Raw genomic sequence first — 16,743 nt, 5'->3', positions numbered from 1 at the left:
ATGAAGTCGTCTCAGATGCCCTACTGGGTGGGCGCCGTGGCTCTCGCCTTGGGCCTCGTTGGGACGGCTTGGATGGCCAGCAGCCATGAGCGCAACAACCGAGAGCTGGCGCAGGCCCGGTTCGAGACCTTGGCCAAGAGCGCCATTCGGCAAGTGGGCGATCAGGTACGTGGCTTCGAGTACGGCTTGCGGGGCGCTCGCGGCGTGGTCGCCGCACAGCAAGGGCTGCCGTCATGGGCGGCCTTTCGGCGCTATGCACAGACGCGCGATTTCGATACGGAGTTCCCGGGTGCTCGCGGTTTTGGCCTCATCTGGCGCCTGCCCGAGGAAGCCGAAGCCCGTCATGTGGCTTCGCAGCGCGATCAGGGGCGCGAGTCGTTTGCCGTCAAACAGCTGACGCCGACGCCTGGCGAGCGCTTCGTCATCACCTACATCGAGCCCGAGGCTTCCAACCAGCAGGCCGTCGGCTTGGATGTGGGATCGGAGTCGCGTCGCCGCGCGACGGCCGAATCGGCCATGCGGACAGGCCGAGCGTCGATCACGGAGCCCATCACCTTGGTCCAGGCCAGCGGCAAGCGCGCGCGGGCCTTCCTGATCATGCTGCCGATCCATGCGTCGGACCAGCCCAAGGTGGCTGAGTCTGTGGTCGGGTGGAGCTACACGCCGGTGGTCATTGACGAAGTGATCGGGCGCGCCCACTGGCCGGAGGATCAACTCTGGGTCGAGTGGCGAGACGCGAACAGCCAGGAGGCCGGGACGTTCTATCAGTCGACTGGTGAGCCCCCGAACGATGCCGCTTTGCCCACCACGCGGGTCGTGCTCGACATCTTCGACCGCCAGTGGGAAGCCCATGTGACGGCGACACCCGCATTCGTGCGCGGCTTGGGCCTCACCCCGACGAATGCCGTCTGGGCGGTAGGCGTTGTGCTCTCGATGCTGCTGGGCATGGTGGCTTTTCTGATCGCCCAGCGCGAGCAACGAAAGCGACTCCTCAATCTGGAGCAGGCTCGCCGAGCGGCCATCCTGAACACGACCGACGACGGCATCGTGGTGGTGCTGGCGGACGGCACGGTGAGCGAATGGAACCCTGCAGCTGAGCGCCTGTTTGGCTTCGCTGCCGACGAGGCCATTGGCCGCCCCATCCTCGAGTTGGTGGTGCCTGGCTCGGACATGGCAGAGGACGAGCGGACGCGTCAACTCGTCCTGGGCGGCGCGCGCTGTGAGCCGCGGGAGGTAGAACGGCGACACCGCGCCGGGCATTTGGTCGACGTCTCCGTCAGCATGGCGCCAGTCAGCAATGAAAAGGGCCAGCGCATTGGCGTGGCGCAGATCTTCCGGGACATCCGGCAGGCCAAAGCCGCACAGCGCGACATCCTGGAGCTGAACGCGAACCTGGAGAACCAGGTCGCCGCCCGGACTCTGGAAGTGGCGCGCGCTGCACACGATCTGCGCAGCATCGTTGATGGCTTGCCGTCGCTGGTGGCGTACTGGGATCCGCAGCTGGTCATCCGTGTCGCCAACAAAGCTCACGGGGAGTGGTTCGGCGTGGATGCTGAACAGCTCAAGGGTGACAGCTTCGAGCGCTTGCTGCTCCCCACGGTGTTTGCTGCTCTGCGGTCCCACATTGAGGCTGCGCTGAATGGACAGCCGCAGCGCTGCGAGTTCAGCCTGCCGCGCAGGGACGGCGCGGGAGAGCGGCATGTGCTGGCCCACTTTCTGCCGGACGTGCTCGACGACAAGGTGCAGGGCCTTTGCGCCCTGATGCACGACATCACGGAGTTGACCGAGCAGCGCCGCGTGCTGGAGGCCGAGCGCAAGGACAAGGCAGCTTTGCTCGACACCATCATGAGCCACGCCTTGGTGTCGATCACTGATCGCCACGGCAGCATCATTGAGGTGAACCAGCGCTTCTGCGAAGTCTCCGGCTACCGGGCGGAGGAACTCGTAGGCCAGAACCATCGGTTGATCAATTCAGGGCACCACGATCGCGAGTTCTGGCGCCAGATGTGGCGCACCGTGGTCAGCGGCAAGACCTGGCGCGGCGGCGAGGTCTGCAACCGTGCCAAGGATGGCTCGCTGTACTGGGTGGATAGCGTCGTTGCGCCGCACCTGGATGCGGACGGGCGCATCGAGCGCATCGTGTCGTTCCGCATCGACATCAGCGAGATCAAACGCCTGCAGCAGGTCGCGTCCGACGCCTGGGCGCAGACCGAGCGCAGCGAGGCCTTCTTGCGTGAGCTGACTGACCGCCTGCCCATGAGCCTGGCCTTCCTGGATGCATCCGGGGAGGTCCGCTTTGCCAATGCAGGCTTCTGCGACCGGGCTGGTTTGAGCCGGGAGCAATTGGTGGGGCGGTCCGCCCAGAGCCTTGCGGCTTGGCCAGAAGCTGCGCGCGACCTGGCGCTGCTTGTTGCCGAACCTGGCCACCACGAGTTGGTGACGGAGGCGCGCGATGGTCCGGCGCGGCATTACGGCTACCTGGTGGCCGATGACGTGGATGTATCCGGTACGACGCGCGGCCGGTTTGTGATCGGCAGCGACACCACGGATGCCAGACGCGCCGAGCAGGAAATGCGTCGAACGCTGGCCGTGCTTCGCTCGGTCCTGCGTTCCGCCAGCACCATCTCCATCGTGGCCGTCAACCGCAAGGGCAAGATCGATTTCTTCAATCGGGGCGCGGAAGAGTTGCTGGGCTACTCCGAAGCGGAGGCGGCGGGCACCATGAATGGGATGGACTGGCACCTGCCGGAGGAGCTGCAGGCGCGCGCCGATGCGCTGAGCGCCCGGCTGGGCCGCGCGGTGCCGGCCTCGCTGGCCTTGGTGTTGCCCGAAGCCTTGAATGAACGCTTCGACTGCCACTACCGACGCAAGGACGGTGCGCTGGTCCCTGTGACGCTGACCGTGAGTCCGATTGCCGATGACGCTGGCGCCACCATCGGCTACATCGGCGTGGCGTACGACATCAGCGAACGGCTAAGTTATGAGGAGGGGCTGAGGAACGCCGTGAAAGCGGCCGAGGCGGCGAATCAGGCGAAATCCAGCTTCCTGGCCAACATGAGCCACGAGATCCGGACACCGCTCAATGCCGTCATCGGCATGGCTTATCTGCTCGAGCGCACCCCCTTGAATCCGGAGCAAGCGACGTTCGCTCAAAACATCTGGCTCGCGGGCAAGTCACTGCTCAGCGTAGTGAATGACGTGCTCGATGTCTCCAAGATCGAAGCCGGCGAGATGACGCTGGAGAAGATCGACTTCAGCCTGCGGGACCTCGTCTCCGAGCTGCAAGCAGTGATGGGGGCGCAAGCCGCCGCCAAGCGGCTGGAGATGGGTTTCGACTTTGAGGCCGACGTGCCGGAGTTGGTGCGCGGAGACCCCACGCGCCTGCGCCAGATCCTGATGAACCTGCTTGGCAACGCGCTCAAGTTCACGGAGCGGGGATCCATCAATCTGCGGCTCAGCAAGGTGTCTGAAGCCGATGGCGTCCACCGGCTCAAGTTCGAGGTGGCGGACAGCGGCGTCGGCATCCCGCCAGACGTACTCCCTAACTTGTTCAACCCCTTTGCTCAGGCCGATGCGTCCACCACGCGACGCTTTGGCGGCACAGGGCTCGGCCTGTCCATCGTGCGGCAACTTGCCGAACACATGGGGGGGCGCGTGGGCGTGAGCAGCGAACTCGGCGCGGGGAGTTGCTTCTGGGCCGAGTTGCCCTTCGAACTGGGCGACCCGGCGAGCTTTGAAGGTCCAGAGAGCACGACTGCGGCTGCTGGCGAACGCTTGGCGGGTGTCAAGGTGCTGCTGGTCGATGACAGCCCGATCAACCTCCAGGTTGCGGGCCGGCTGCTTGAAATGGACGGCGTCGTCGTCAGCTACGCCTCGCATGGCCAGGAGGCGCTGGACCGCCTGGTGGCGGGTCCTTCGGTCGACCTCGTGCTGATGGACGTGCAGATGCCGGGCATGGATGGGCTTGAGGCCACGCGGCGTCTGCACGCCATGCCAGAGTTTGCGGACCTGCCGGTGCTGGCCTTGACGGCAGGCAGCACCGCCGACGAACTCGGCCGGGCGCGCGACGCAGGCATGCTCGACGTGCTCTCCAAGCCCATTGACCCGCGGCAGCTCATTGAAGCCATCGCGCGCGCATTGCGCCGAACGGTCGCGCCAACGCCGGCGGTTGCGCCCGCAGCCCCAGCAGCGACCTACTGGCCCAGCATCGAAGGGTTTGACACTCAATCCGCACGGCCGCGCTTCCTGGGTGACGTGGCGCTGTTCGACAGCATGGTTCAGCGCACGCTCGGTCTGGCAGAGAAGGTGCAAGACCTGCCGTTGACCAACGACGAGGAGCACAGGGCGTTGGCAAGCCGGATGCACAGTCTCAAGGGCAGCGCCTCCACGGTTGGGGCCGCGCGCCTGACGAACCTGGCTGTGGAGGCCGAGTCGCTTGCATTGCGTCAAGCGACGCCCGAACTGCCGCCCGTTCTGGAGGCAATGGATGCTGAGGCCACGCTGAGACGCGCTGCCGTGCAGGCAGAGTTGTCGTCGCGACCCAAACCGGCCCCAGAGGCGACGGGAGTCGAGGGTGCACTGGCCGCCGAAGACCTGGCCGAGCTGCAAGCGGCGTTGCGTATCAACGACTTGCAGGCGCTGGAGCTCTACCGGCGCTTCAAGCTGCAGATCAAGAGGCGGCTTGCTGCCGAGCGGTTCTCTGCGCTGGACGATCTGGTGCGGCGCCTTGAGTTCGAGCAGGCAGCCGAACTGCTCAATGAGCTCGGCTGAGCTCACCAAGCCCCCGGGCGGACAGTCCCCTGCCAAGTTCAAGCCCCGCGCTGCGATTGGGTTCCTGTAAGGGAGCCGGCCTCCAATCTTCGGCAAATCAACCCGTTGAGCTGGAGTAGGTCATGCAGGATCCCATCGTCATCGTGTCCGCCGCGCGCACGCCCATCGGCGGCTTGCTGGGCGACTTCTCTGGCCTCGCGGGCTGGGAGCTTGGTGCCGTGGCCGTGCGTACCGCCGTGGAGCGCGCCGGCATCGCGGGCGAGGCGGTGGACGAGGTGCTGCTGGGCAACTGCCTGATGGCCGGCCAGGGCCAGGCGCCCGCACGCCAGGCGGCGCGCAAGGCAGGCCTGCCGGACTCGGCCGGTGCAGTGACGATGTCCAAGATGTGCGGCTCGGGCATGCGCGCGGCGATGTTCGGGCATGACATGCTGCTGGCCGGTAGCGCCGAGGTGGTGGTGGCCGGCGGCATGGAGAGCATGACCAATGCGCCGCACCTGATGTTTGTGCGCAAGGGGCTGAAGTACGGCGCCAGCGCCGTCTACGACCACATGGCTCTGGATGGCCTGGAAGACGCCTACGAGCGCGGCAAGGCCATGGGCGTGTTTGCCGAGAGCTGCGTGGCCAAGTACGCCTTCACGCGCGAGGCCATGGACCAGTACGCCATCACCTCCACCCAGCGCGCCAAGGCCGCCAACGAGAACGGCAGCTTCGACTGGGAGATGGCGCCTGTCACCATCAGCTCCCCCAAGGGCGACACCGTCATCAAGTTCGACGAGCAGCCTTTCAAGGCCAAGCTCGACAAGATCCCCGGCCTCAAACCCGCGTTCAAGAAGGACGGCCTGCTGACGGCGGCCACCTCGTCCAGCATCTCGGACGGCGCGGCGGCCTTGGTGCTGATGCGTGAGAGCAGCGCCCGCGCGCGTGGCCTCACGCCGGTGGCGCGCATCGTGTCGCACGCGGTGCACGCGCAGGCGCCCGAGTGGTTCACCACAGCGCCGGTGGGTGCCATCCAGAAGGTACTGGCCCGCGCCGGCTGGCAGGCAGCCGACGTGGACTTGTGGGAAGTGAACGAGGCCTTTGCGGCGGTGACCATGGCCGCGATGGCCGAGTTCAAGCTGCCGCACGACATCGTCAACGTGAACGGCGGCGCCGTGGCCCTCGGGCACCCCATCGGCGCCAGCGGCGCGCGCATCGTCGTGACCCTGCTTGGCGCACTGAAGAAGCGCGGTCTCAAGAAGGGCGTGGCCGCGCTGTGCATCGGCGGCGGCGAGGGCACGGCCATGGCGGTGGAGCTGATTTGAAGGTTCTCGTCATCGGGGCCTCGCGCGGGCTGGGCTTGGAGTTCGCGCGTCAGTACCGCGAGGCAGGTGCCCAGGTCACGGCTACCGCGCGTGACGACGCGGGCCTTGCGCGCCTGCAGCAGCTGGGCGCCAAGGCCTTGCGACTGGACGTGGCCGACGCCGCCGGCAGCACGGCCCTGGCTTGGCAGATCGACGGTGAGGCCTTTGATGTGGTGGTGATCAACGCGGGCGTGGGCTGCAAGGGCCAACTGGCGCCCGACGCGCCCAGCCAGGCCGACTTCGACCACGTGATGCACACCAATGTGCTCGGGCCCATGCGCGTGCTGCCCCAGGTGGTGGATGCGCTGGCGCCGGGCGCGCGCATCGTCATCGTGTCGTCCCGCGAGGGCTCGATAGCACTCAAGGAGCACCCCGGTGGCTGGCTCTACCGGGCGTCCAAGGCGGCGGTCAACTCCGTCATGCGCGACGCCGCGCTGCGCCTGGCTGGCAAGGCCATCGTCGTCAGCGTGCACCCGGGCTGGGTGCGCACCGACATGGGCGGGCCGCGCGCGCCGCTCGATGCCGAGACCAGCATTGCCGCCTTGCGGCGCGTGATCGAGGGCCTGGTGCCGGCGCACAGCGGCGGCTTCTTCAACGTGGACGGCGAACCGCTACCGTGGTGAAAAGCCGGAATGGGCTAACCTTGCGGAAAGCTTTCTGCGTTTTCCAGCTCCTGTGACCCTGACTGATGCCCCTCTGATTGCCGTTGCCGATGCCTGCGAGCGCGCCGTGCGCTACACCCGTGAGGACATCGCGGCCTTTGCCCGTCTGACGGGCGATACCAACCCCATCCATCACGACGCCCAAGCCGCGCAGCGGGCCCGGCATGGCGAAATCATCGCCAGCGGCCAGCAGACCACGGCACTGATGATCGGCCTGGCGGCGAGCCACTTCAGCCGTGCGGACGATGGCCGCCCGCGCGAGCTGCTGTGCCTGAACTTCAACTTTGCGTTCAAGGCCCCGGTGTTTGCCGAGCAGGACCTGCTGCTGCGCTGGCGCGTGGCCAGCGTCGAGTGGAATGCCACGCTCGGCGGCTGGCTGGCGCATGCGGATGGCACGGCGGGCGTGCCGCACGCGGCGCCGGCCGTGGTGGGGCGCGGGACGCTGCTGGTGAAGGCGGCCAGCGGCAACTGAGCGGACTCAGTCCTCGATCACGTCCGCGCGGCCCTGGCTGCCTCCGCTTGTGCGGCGGCCGCTGCGCTTGAGTTTTTCTGCGGCGCGCGCGGCCTCCTCCGCAGCCTTGCGGGCGTCCTCAGCCTCGGCGGCCTGGCGGCGCCACTCGTCCATCTCTTCGGGGGTCTCCAGCGTGATGCGGCCGAGCTGGCCTTGGCGGAAATCGGTCAGCAGCATCTCGGCGGCCTTGTGCCACTGCACCTCGCCGCCGCGCACCTTGGCGCCTCGCTTGGCGCCGATGGCGGCCAGCACGTCCTCTTCGGGCGCTAGGGGGTCGGCCAGGCCGTAGCGCTCTTTCAGGCGCTCAGGGTAGTGGCGCTGCAGTACCAGGATCAGCTCCAGCGCCACCTCGGTCTCGTCGAAGGCATTGCGCCCGATGGCGCCACTGGCGGCCAGGTGGTAGCCGCTTTGCGCGATGCTGATGCGGGGCCAGAGCATGCCGGGGGTGTCGAAGAGGTAGAAGCCGTCCTCCAGCACGATCTTCTGCTCGGTCTTGGTGATGCCGGGCTCGTCGCCCGTCTTGGCAGCGCGGCGGCCCACGAGGGTGTTGATCAGGGTGGACTTGCCGACGTTGGGGATGCCGCAGATCAGCACGCGCAGCGGCTTGGCGAGGCCGCCACGGTTGGGCGCCAGCTCCCGACAGGCGCGCACCAAGGCCCGGGCGGGCGACTTCTCGCTGGCATCGAGCCCGATGGCGCTGGTGTGGGGCAGGGCGTTGTAGTGGGCCAGCCAGCGCTCGGTCAGTTGGGGGTCGGCCAGGTCTTGTTTGTTGAGCACCTTGAGCGCCGCGCGGCCGGTGGTGAGGCTGGCCAGCAGCGGGTTGCTGCTGGAGCCGGGCAGGCGCGCGTCCAGCAGCTCAATGACGACGTCGAGCCCGGCCTTGACACGGTCCCGGATCGCCTGGCGGGTGGCGTTCATGTGACCGGGAAACCAGTGGATGGGCATGTTCAGGCGCGCAGGCGGGGGGTGGCGGGAGGGCGCATTCTCGGCTTACATGTCGTTGCGGCGCGCGCTTCCGGCTGCTCACACTGCCGATGGCCCGGTTGTTGCGGCCGCAATGCAAAGAGGACACATCATGAGATTCGAAGGCGAATTGGTGGCGTGGAACCCGGATACGGCGTTCGGCACCATCCGCCCCGCGGGTGGGGGTGAGGAGGTCCGAGTCAGCCAGGTGGCGTTCCCGATGGACGGTGATATTCCACACTTGGGCGAGAAGCTCAGTTTCGAAATCGTGACAGGCCGTGATGGCCGCAAGGTGGCTGCGCAGGTGCGGCGCCTGCCCCCGCCGAAGCGGGACTCGGCCTTCATCCCGCTGCGCGAAACCAAGGGCCGCCGCCGGCCGCGCAGGCCGCGCACGATGTGGATGCTGGTGGGGGCGCTGTTGGTGCTGGGCGTGCTGGGCATGGCCCAGTGGAAGGCCTCGCACTCGAAGGACCTGGCGGGCATGTCGGCGGCGCCCACGGCAAGGCGCTGAACGTCCCACGGGAGCCCCAAATGAAACAGGGGCCCTGGCGGGCCCCTGTCGGTCGGTGTCAGACGAAGCGTCGAGCGGTGCTCAGTCTTCGTTCTGGAACACGAGCTTGAGTTCGTGGGTGGTCTTTTCGCCGGGTTCGAAGCGCCACTCCTTCAGCGCCTCCTTCACGGCGTTGTCGAAGAGCCGCTTGGGTTCGGCCTCAAGGATTTCGACGGCGCTGACCTTGCCATCGGCTTCGATGGTGATCTTGGCCTTGACCGAGCCCTTGTTGACGCCCTTGTTGGCGGCCTCGGGCGGGAACTCAGGCGGCACCTTCTTGATGACCTTGGGCACAGCCAGCGCAGACAGGCTGATCAGCAAGCCGGCAAGGATCAGGGTGGCAGAACGAACGATGCGCATGTTGTAGCTCCGGCCTCTTGAGAGGGACTGCGGACGGGTGAATGACAGATTGAGAAGCAGTGTCTACCGACTTGGGAAGCTAGGGACTCGCCCGGAGCGAAATGCCCGTGAAGGGCGTCACGCGGGGTGAGATCTTTGCTCGCCGGGGGTGCATCTTGCCTTGACCTTCAAGGGGGAAGACCCCCCATGTCGCGATGAAATTCTTCACGACTTGTCCTCCGCAGCGGGTGATCGGGGCCGGTGGCCAAAAATGGCCGAGCCGACGCGGACCAGGGTGGCGCCCTCGGCAATGGCGGCTTCCAGGTCGGCGCTCATGCCGAGGCTGAGGGTGTCGAGCGCCAAGCCCTGGGCGCGCAGGGCCTGGTAGAGCTGCGCCACGCGGCGGTGGGGTTGGCGCTGGGCCTCGAAGTCGTCCAGCGGCTCGGGCACGGCCATCACGCCGCGCAGGCTCAGCCGGGGCAGGGCGGCCACGGCCTGGGCCAGTGTGGCAGCCTCGTCGGGCGCCACGCCGCTCTTGCTGGCCTCGCCGCTGACGTTGACCTGGATGCAGACATTGAGCGGCGGCAGCTCGGGCGGGCGCTGGGCGGACAGGCGCTCGGCGATGCGCAGGCGGTCGATGCTGTGCACCCAGTCGAAGTGCTCGGCCACGACGCGGGTCTTGTTCGATTGCAGCGGGCCGATCAAATGCCACTGCAGCTGCGGGCGCAGGTCGATCAGGGCCTCGATCTTGTCGAGCGCCTCTTGCACGTAGTTCTCGCCAAAGCAGCGGGCGCCGGCCGCAAAGGCCTCGCGCAGGGCCTCGGCCGGGAAGGTCTTGCTGACGGGCAGCAGGCTGACCTCGGCCGGGTCGCGTTGGAATCGCACACATGCGGCCTCGATGCGGCTCAGGGTGGCTTGCAAGGAAATGTAGATCGCCATAATCGGCCGACTCAATTTGCGGCCACGAGGCCAGACCCCATGGACATCACTCAGCTGCTGGCATTCTCAGTCAAGAACAAAGCGTCTGACCTGCATCTGTCGGCCGGGCTGCCGCCGATGATCCGGGTGCATGGCGACGTGCGCCGCATCAATGTCGAGGCCCTGGACCACCGCATGGTCCACGACATGGTCTACGACATCATGAACGACTCGCAGCGCAAGATCTACGAGGAGCACCTGGAGGTGGACTTCTCGTTCGAGATCCAGGGCCTGGCGCGTTTCCGGGTCAACGCCTTCAACCAGAACCGCGGCGCTGGCGCGGTGTTCCGGACGATTCCGAGCAAGATCCTGTCGCTGGAGCAGCTCAACGCGCCCAAGGTGTTTGGCGAGTTGGCGCTCAAGCCACGCGGCATGGTGCTGGTGACGGGGCCGACCGGCTCAGGCAAGAGCACGACGCTGGCCGGCATGGTCAACCACCTCAACGAGAACGAGTACGGCCACATCCTCACCATCGAGGACCCGATCGAGTTCGTGCACGAGAGCAAGAAGTGCCTGATCAACCAGCGCGAGGTTGGGCCGCACACGCTGTCTTTCTCCAACGCGCTGCGCTCTGCCCTGCGCGAGGACCCGGACGCCGTGCTGGTGGGCGAAATGCGTGACCTGGAGACCATCCGCCTGGCGTTGACTGCTGCCGAAACCGGCCACCTGGTCTTTGGCACCCTGCACACCTCGTCGGCCGCCAAGACGGTGGACCGGATCGTGGACGTGTTCCCGGCGGCCGAGAAGGAAATGGTCCGCGCGATGCTGTCCGAGTCCCTCGTGGCCGTGATCTCGCAGACCCTGTGCAAGCTCAAGGACGGCACCGGCCGCGCGGCGGCGCACGAGATCATGCTCGGCAACTCGGCCATCCGGAACCTGATCCGTGAGAACAAGGTGGCCCAGATGTACTCGTCCATCCAAACCGGCAACTCGCAGGGCATGCAGACCCTGGACCAGAATCTGACGGACCTGGTGCGGCGCAACATCATCTCGCCCGCCGAGGCCCGCGGCAAAGCCAAGTTTCCGGAAAACTTCCCCGGGTAGATGGACCACCCCCTACGCGCTGCGCGCGCCCCCTCAAGGGGGCACACCCAGTGGCCCGGCGGAGCCGGTTCCACGGGTGTCGCTGGACGATGAGCGGGCCTGGCGGCCGCTCAAGACTGAAGAACAGGTAGGAACATGGAACGCGATCAGGCCTCGAAATTCATCAATGACTTGTTGCGCTTGATGCTCTCGCGCAAGGGCTCGGACCTGTTCCTGACGGCCGAGTTCCCGCCCGCGATCAAGATCGACGGCAAGCTGACCAAGGTGTCGCCCCAGCCCTTGACCGGCCAGCACACGCTGCAGCTGGCGCGGGCCATCATGAACGACAAGCAGGCGGCCGAGTTCGAGCGCAGCAAGGAGTGCAACTTCGCGATCTCGCCGCACGGCATTGGGCGTTTCCGCGTCAACGCCTTCCTGCAGCAGGGCCAGGTGGGCCTGGTGCTGCGGACCATTCCGTCCACGCTGCCCACCATCCAGTCGCTCGACCTGCCGCCCATCCTGCGTGATGTGGTGCAGGCCAAGCGCGGACTGGTGATCGTGGTGGGCGCCACTGGTTCCGGCAAAAGCACCACGCTGGCCGCGATGATCGACGAGCGCAACGAGACCAGCTTCGGCCACATCATCACCATCGAAGACCCCATCGAGTTCGTGCACCCGCACAAGAACTGCATCGTGACCCAGCGCGAGGTGGGCCTGGACACCGACAGCTGGGACGCGGCGCTCAAGAACTCGCTGCGTCAGGCGCCCGACGTGATCCTGATGGGCGAGCTGCGCGACCGCGAGAGCATGGAGCTGGCCGTGGCCTTTGCCGAAACCGGCCACCTCTGCATGGCCACGCTGCACGCCAACAGCGCCAACCAGGCGCTGGATCGCATCATCAACTTCTTCCCCGAGGAACGCCGCAGTCAGTTGCTGATGGACTTGTCTCTCAACCTGCGTGCTCTCGTCAGCCAACGCCTGCTGCCCCGCCGCGAGGGCAAGGGCCGCGTGGCGGCGGTCGAGATCCTGCTCAACACGCCGCTGATCTCCGACATGATCTTCAAGGGCGAGGTCGGCGAGATCAAGGAAGTGATGAAGCGCTCGCGCGAGCAAGGCATGCAGACCTTCGACCAGGCCTTGTTTGACCTCTACGAAATGGGCCGTGTCACCTACGAAGACGCACTGCGCAACGCCGACTCGGTGAACGACCTGCGCCTGCAGATCAAGCTCAACAGCGAGCGTGCGCGCAGTGGCGATCTATCTACCGGCACCGAGCATCTGACGATTCTTTGACCACCCCCTACCGGCTGCGCCGGCCCCCTCAAGGGGGCGCCGCTGGCGGCCCGGCAGAGCCGGTTCCGCGGCGGCCGCTGAGTCGCTGGCGTCACCGGACTTCCGGAGGTTTTTGCACATGAGCACCCGCACTTACGAACCTGTCACGCCGGCCCACGTCGCCTTCCTGGGCCTGGGCGTCATGGGCCACCCCATGGCCGGCCACCTGCAGCGAGCCGGGCATGCGGTGACGGTCTACAACCGCACCCACGCCAAGGCCGAGGCCTGGGTGGCCGAGTACGGCGGCCGTGCTGCTGCCACGCCGCGCGAGGCGGCCCAAGGCGCGCGCTTCGTGTTTGCCTGTGTGGGCAATGACGACGACCTGCGTCAGGTGGTGCTGGGGCCAGATGGCGCCTTTGCCGGCATGGCGCCGGGCAGCGTGTTCGTGGATCACACCACCGCGTCCGCCGAGGTGGCGCGTGAGCTGGCGGCCGAGGCGCAAGCGCGTGGCCTGGCTTTCATCGATGCGCCGGTCTCCGGCGGGCAGGCCGGTGCGGTGAATGGGGTGCTGACCGTGATGTGCGGCGGCGATGCCGAGGCCTTCACGGCCATGCAGCCGGTGGCCTTGGCCTACTCGCGCGCCGTCACGCTGCTGGGTGGGCCTGGCTCGGGTCAGCTCGCCAAGATGGTCAACCAGATCTGCATCGCCGGCCTGGTGCAGGGGCTGGCGGAGGCGGTGCGCTTTGGTCAGCGCGCGGGGCTCGACATGAACGCCGTGCTCGACGTGATCGGCAAGGGCGCCGCGCAAAGCTGGCAGATGGACAACCGTGGCAAGACCATGGTGGCCGACAAGTTCGACTTCGGCTTTGCGGTGGACTGGATGCGCAAGGACCTGGGCCTGGTGCTGGACGAGGCCCGCCGCAACGGCGCACGCCTGCCTGTCACGGCCCTGGTCGATCAGTTTTACGCCGACCTGCAGGCCGACGGCGGAGGGCGCTGGGACACCTCCAGCCTCATCAAAAGGCTCTGATCAGTCTTTCTGTTTGGGCTGCAGGCGGGCCAGTTCGTCTTCCGAGATGATCTCGAACGCGCGGACCACCTTGTTCACGCCGCTGATCTGCCGGGCGATGTCGGTGGCGCGCACGGCCTCGCGCTCGGTCACGCGGCCCATCAGGTAGACGGTGCCACGCGTGACGACCACGTCAAACGCGTTGCTGAAGAGGTCTTGCGCGTCCAGGAACTTGGCCTTGATCTGGCTGCCAATCCAGACGTCGTTGCTGCGGCTCTTGAGGCTGGAGGCCTCCAGCACGGCGGTTTCGTTCATCACGCGCTGCACGTTGTCGACGCCGGCCACGATGCGCTCGACGGCCTGGCGGTCGGCTTCACTGCTGACCTCGCCCGTCGCCAGCGCCACGCGGTTGTAGCTGTTGACCGAGACGTGGGCGCTGCTGCCGAGTTGCTCGCGGATGCGGGCGCCGGCCTTGAGCTCGATGGTCTGGTCTTCGAGCTGGCTGCCGGAGGTGCGCCGGTCGGTGGCGACCATAGCGCCGCCGCCCACCACGGCGCCCACCACCAGCGGTGCGCAGGCGCTGTTCAGGCCCGCAACCGCAATCAAGGCGACCAGCAGACCGAGCTTGCGGGAGGTGGCCAGGGACAAGACGGGATGGTTCTTCATGGTGGCTTTCATTCCTCTGAGCCCAGCAGCAGCTGGTCGATGGCATCGCAAAGTGCGTGCACGAGCACGCGCTGGGTTTCGACAACGCGCGCTGCGCGCGGTGCGCTGACACGCAGCTGCAGGTCGGTGTCCTGCAACTGGCCGCGCCAGTCATCCGCCGTCAGCGCGACAACAAACATCTCCTGCCCGTGCGCGGTGGCCAGCACCTCGGCCCAGGCTGGGGCGCGTGAGGCCTCGGGTTCGATCACGACCAGCACATCGCCCGGGTGGCCCTGCGCCTGGAGCAGGCGGGACAGGTCCAAACCGGCACGGGTTTGGGCCGGCAGGCTCCAGGCGGCCAGGCCCGGGCGGTCTTGCTCAAAGCGCCCGGCCAGGCGTGCGGCCAGGTAGTCGGCGTCCAGCGCGGCGTGGCCCTGGGCCACGGTCAGCACGCGGTGCCCGCCGGTCAGGGCGTCGGTGATCATCTGCGCCGCAAAGGCCAGCGGGCGCCCCAACTGCTCGGCCACCTGGTAGAGCAGGTCGGCACTCTCGAAAAAATGCTGTTGGACACGTTGTTCAAGCATCCGGGAAATCATAGATGGAAGGCTGCGGGCAGCCATTGCAGCTCACCGCCGTCGATGGCCACGACGTCAAACCGGCAGGGCGGCGGCGAGGCATGGCGCAGCAGGTAGTGCTGGGCCGCATAGATGAGCTTGCGCTGCTTGGTGGCCGTGACGCTGGCCGCCGCGCCGCCGTGGCTGCGGCTGGCGCGGGCACGCACTTCAACGAAGACCAAGGTGCCGTCGCGGTCACGCATGATCAGGTCCACCTCGCCGGCGTGGCGGCTGGGGCCGGCGGCGACTCGATAATTTCGCTCCAGCAGCGTGAGGCCGGCCTGCCGCAGGTGGGCCAGCGCAGCATCCTCGGCGGCGCTGCCGGTCTCGGCGCGTTGCGTCTTTGAACCCGGGCCCCACATGAACCTAGAAGCCGCAGTTGACCGCTTGCTACTCATCGAAGGTCATGTCCGATCAACACCTTGTGGGCGTCGCCGCATTCACCACTTTGATGATCACCGCTGCCCGCCCGCTGGTCTGCCGCTTCGGGTCCCTGGCGGTGTTGCTCCTTCTCGTGGGCATCAGCCCACTTCGTCGTCACGCCTTGCCCGGGAGCCGCTTTGGCAGCCCCTCGGCCGAGCCCAACTGCGGTTTCTAGGTTGAACACTTCCATCGCCTCCGTGTTGAGTCAGGCCGCAGCGTCAGCAGCCGGCGGCCAGCAGTATCCCGCCGGCAGCCTCTACGTCGTCGCCACGCCCATCGGCAATCTGGCCGACCTGAGCCTGCGTGCGATCCATGTGTTGGGGCTGGTGGATGCCGTGGCCTGCGAGGACACGCGCCAGACGGCGGTGCTGATGCGTCATCTCGGCCTGCACAAGCCCTTGCTGGCCGTGCACGAGCACAACGAGCAAAGTGCGTCGGGCCCAGTGCTGGCGCGGCTGGCGGCGGGCGAACGTGTGGCCTATGTGTCGGATGCCGGCACGCCGGCCGTGTCCGACCCGGGCGCCGCCCTGGTGGCCCGTGCGGTGGCGGCCGGGCACCGGGTACTGCCCATCCCGGGCGCCAGCAGTGCCGTGGCGGCGCTGAGCGTGGCCGGTGATGAGGGCGCGCGGGCCTTTGCCTTTGTGGGCTTCCTGCCCACCAAGGCGGGCGAGCGCCGCACGGCGCTGCAGGAGGTGCTGGCCCACACCGACACAAGCCAGGTGCTGTTCGAGGCGCCCCACCGCATCGTCGAGCTGGTGGCGCTGCTGGCCGAGTTGGCGCCGCAGCGGCGCATCACGCTGGCGCGCGAGCTGACCAAGCAATTCGAGTCCATCCACACGGCCGAGGCCGCTGGCTTGCCGGCCTGGCTGGCTGCAGACGCGCAGCGCCAGCGCGGTGAGTTCGTGCTGGTGCTGCATGCGGCGGCGGCGGCGGTGTCAGAGGGCCTGCCGGCCGAGGCGCAGCGGGTGCTGCAGCTGCTGCTGGCCGAGCTGCCGCTCAAGCCGGCGGTGGCGCTGGCGGCCCAGATCACCGGGGCGCCGCGCAACGCGCTCTATGAGGCCGGCCTGGCCCTGAAGAACAGCGGCTGAGACTTACTGGCCAGGTGCCGAGGCGGCGCGGTCGTTGTGCTTCTTGCGGTGGATGTCGCGGCTGGCGGCGTCTTGCATGTGGTGCATGCGGCGGCGCTCAGCGCGGGTCACGGTGCCATCGGACTTGGCCTTGTCTTCAGCGCGGTTGATGTGGGCCTGTTCTTTTTCCAGCCGCTGGGTCTCGTGCGGGGTCAGGGCGCCACTGGCGGCGCCTTGGGCAATGCGGGCCTGCTGGTTGGCCTCGCGCTGGTCAACGCGCGGCGTGTTGGACTGGGCGAAGGCGCTGGCAGCGGTCAGGCACAGCGCGGCGATGAGGAGGCGGTTCATGGTCGATGTCCTTGCGGTGGGTTGAAGGGGAATACCAAGGCCCTGTCACAACGAGGCGAGGCCGGAATCCGCTGACGTCCAAGGGGTAAAGAAGCGTTTCATCAAGCTTTCTAGGAGTCGGTCGGGCTTTGGGCCGGGGGCGCGCCGGGGCGAGTTGCGGGGCCAAGCTAGGCGTCGGCGAGGCGTTGGATCGGCCCCAACAACGAGTCGACAACGACGCATGGCCCCG

At 67.3% G+C, this 16,743-nt stretch carries 16 protein-coding genes; 9 read left to right on the top strand and 7 right to left on the bottom strand.

Annotation, left to right across the window (positions count from 1 at the left end):
* From ABDJ85_RS19350 to ABDJ85_RS19335, 4 genes are all read left to right on the top strand, one after another.
* A complete protein-coding gene (locus ABDJ85_RS19350) occupies positions 1–4,770 on the top strand; it encodes a PAS domain S-box protein (RefSeq protein WP_347706448.1) in 4,770 nt (1,589 codons plus the stop codon).
* 122 nt (positions 4,771–4,892) lie between these two features.
* On the top strand, positions 4,893–6,071 hold the full coding sequence (locus ABDJ85_RS19345) for an acetyl-CoA C-acyltransferase (RefSeq protein ID WP_347706447.1): 1,179 nt from the start codon (positions 4,893–4,895) through the stop codon (positions 6,069–6,071).
* On the top strand, positions 6,068–6,733 hold the full coding sequence (locus tag ABDJ85_RS19340; RefSeq protein ID WP_347706446.1) for an SDR family oxidoreductase: 666 nt from the start codon (positions 6,068–6,070) through the stop codon (positions 6,731–6,733). Before ABDJ85_RS19345 ends, ABDJ85_RS19340 begins: the two co-directional genes overlap by 4 nt.
* Before the next feature lie 52 nt (positions 6,734–6,785).
* Entirely contained in the window at positions 6,786–7,244 is a 459-nt protein-coding gene (locus tag ABDJ85_RS19335) for a MaoC family dehydratase (RefSeq protein ID WP_347706445.1), read from the top strand.
* A 6-nt stretch (positions 7,245–7,250) separates the two neighbouring features.
* Here ABDJ85_RS19335 and ylqF read toward each other — a convergent pair whose 3' ends face one another.
* Positions 7,251–8,228, bottom strand: a complete 978-nt coding sequence (ylqF, locus tag ABDJ85_RS19330) for a ribosome biogenesis GTPase YlqF (protein ID WP_347706444.1) — start codon at positions 8,226–8,228, stop codon at positions 7,251–7,253.
* A 130-nt stretch (positions 8,229–8,358) separates the two neighbouring features.
* On the opposite strand from ylqF, the gene ABDJ85_RS19325 reads away from it, so the two are divergent.
* Entirely contained in the window at positions 8,359–8,757 is a 399-nt protein-coding gene (locus ABDJ85_RS19325) for a S1 domain-containing protein (protein ID WP_347706443.1), read from the top strand.
* Positions 8,758–8,838: 81 nt separating this feature from the next.
* On the opposite strand, the gene ABDJ85_RS19320 is transcribed toward ABDJ85_RS19325, so the two are convergent.
* Both ABDJ85_RS19320 and ABDJ85_RS19315 read right to left on the bottom strand, forming a co-directional pair.
* Complete coding sequence (locus ABDJ85_RS19320) at positions 8,839–9,156, bottom strand: TonB family protein (protein WP_347706442.1); 318 nt, start codon at positions 9,154–9,156, stop codon at positions 8,839–8,841.
* Between the two features lie 204 nt (positions 9,157–9,360).
* A complete protein-coding gene (locus tag ABDJ85_RS19315; RefSeq protein ID WP_347706441.1) occupies positions 9,361–10,074 on the bottom strand; it encodes a YggS family pyridoxal phosphate-dependent enzyme in 714 nt (237 codons plus the stop codon).
* Positions 10,075–10,113: 39 nt separating this feature from the next.
* Between ABDJ85_RS19315 and ABDJ85_RS19310 the strand changes: the two genes are divergently transcribed.
* The 3 genes from ABDJ85_RS19310 (at position 10,114) to ABDJ85_RS19300 (ending at position 13,438) form a co-directional block, all read left to right on the top strand.
* Positions 10,114–11,157 (top strand): type IV pilus twitching motility protein PilT, encoded by a 1,044-nt coding sequence (locus ABDJ85_RS19310; RefSeq protein WP_347706440.1) that lies wholly within the window; start codon positions 10,114–10,116, stop codon positions 11,155–11,157.
* A gap of 135 nt (positions 11,158–11,292) precedes the next feature.
* Positions 11,293–12,429, top strand: coding sequence for a PilT/PilU family type 4a pilus ATPase (locus ABDJ85_RS19305; protein WP_347706439.1), 1,137 nt, complete (start codon positions 11,293–11,295; stop codon positions 12,427–12,429).
* A 118-nt stretch (positions 12,430–12,547) separates the two neighbouring features.
* Positions 12,548–13,438, top strand: coding sequence for an NAD(P)-dependent oxidoreductase (locus tag ABDJ85_RS19300; protein ID WP_347706438.1), 891 nt, complete (start codon positions 12,548–12,550; stop codon positions 13,436–13,438).
* Here the strand turns inward: ABDJ85_RS19300 and ABDJ85_RS19295 are convergent, their stop codons facing one another.
* The 3 genes from ABDJ85_RS19295 to ABDJ85_RS19285 are packed head-to-tail and all read right to left on the bottom strand — an operon-like array spanning position 13,439 to position 15,038.
* On the bottom strand, positions 13,439–14,083 hold the full coding sequence (locus ABDJ85_RS19295; RefSeq protein WP_347706437.1) for a BON domain-containing protein: 645 nt from the start codon (positions 14,081–14,083) through the stop codon (positions 13,439–13,441).
* 8 nt (positions 14,084–14,091) lie between these two features.
* The gene (locus tag ABDJ85_RS19290; protein ID WP_347706436.1) at positions 14,092–14,646 is read right to left on the bottom strand and encodes an SIS domain-containing protein; all 555 of its coding nucleotides are present in this window, start codon (positions 14,644–14,646) and stop codon (positions 14,092–14,094) included.
* Between the two features lie 8 nt (positions 14,647–14,654).
* Entirely contained in the window at positions 14,655–15,038 is a 384-nt protein-coding gene (locus ABDJ85_RS19285; RefSeq protein WP_347706509.1) for a YraN family protein, read from the bottom strand.
* A 258-nt stretch (positions 15,039–15,296) separates the two neighbouring features.
* Between ABDJ85_RS19285 and rsmI the strand changes: the two genes are divergently transcribed.
* Positions 15,297–16,187: a 16S rRNA (cytidine(1402)-2'-O)-methyltransferase gene (gene rsmI, locus ABDJ85_RS19280; RefSeq protein WP_347706508.1), complete on the top strand. Its 891-nt coding sequence runs from the start codon at positions 15,297–15,299 to the stop codon at positions 16,185–16,187.
* Positions 16,188–16,190: 3 nt separating this feature from the next.
* Here rsmI and ABDJ85_RS19275 read toward each other — a convergent pair whose 3' ends face one another.
* On the bottom strand, positions 16,191–16,514 hold the full coding sequence (locus tag ABDJ85_RS19275; protein WP_347706435.1) for a hypothetical protein: 324 nt from the start codon (positions 16,512–16,514) through the stop codon (positions 16,191–16,193).
* Between the last annotated feature and the right edge of the window lie 229 nt (positions 16,515–16,743).

This window comes from Roseateles paludis (assembly GCF_039872745.1).
Lineage (GTDB): Bacteria > Pseudomonadota > Gammaproteobacteria > Burkholderiales > Burkholderiaceae_C > Pelomonas > Pelomonas paludis.
The sequence above is the reverse complement of the archived record's forward strand: the minus strand, read 5'-3'. Positions and strand labels throughout refer to the sequence as shown.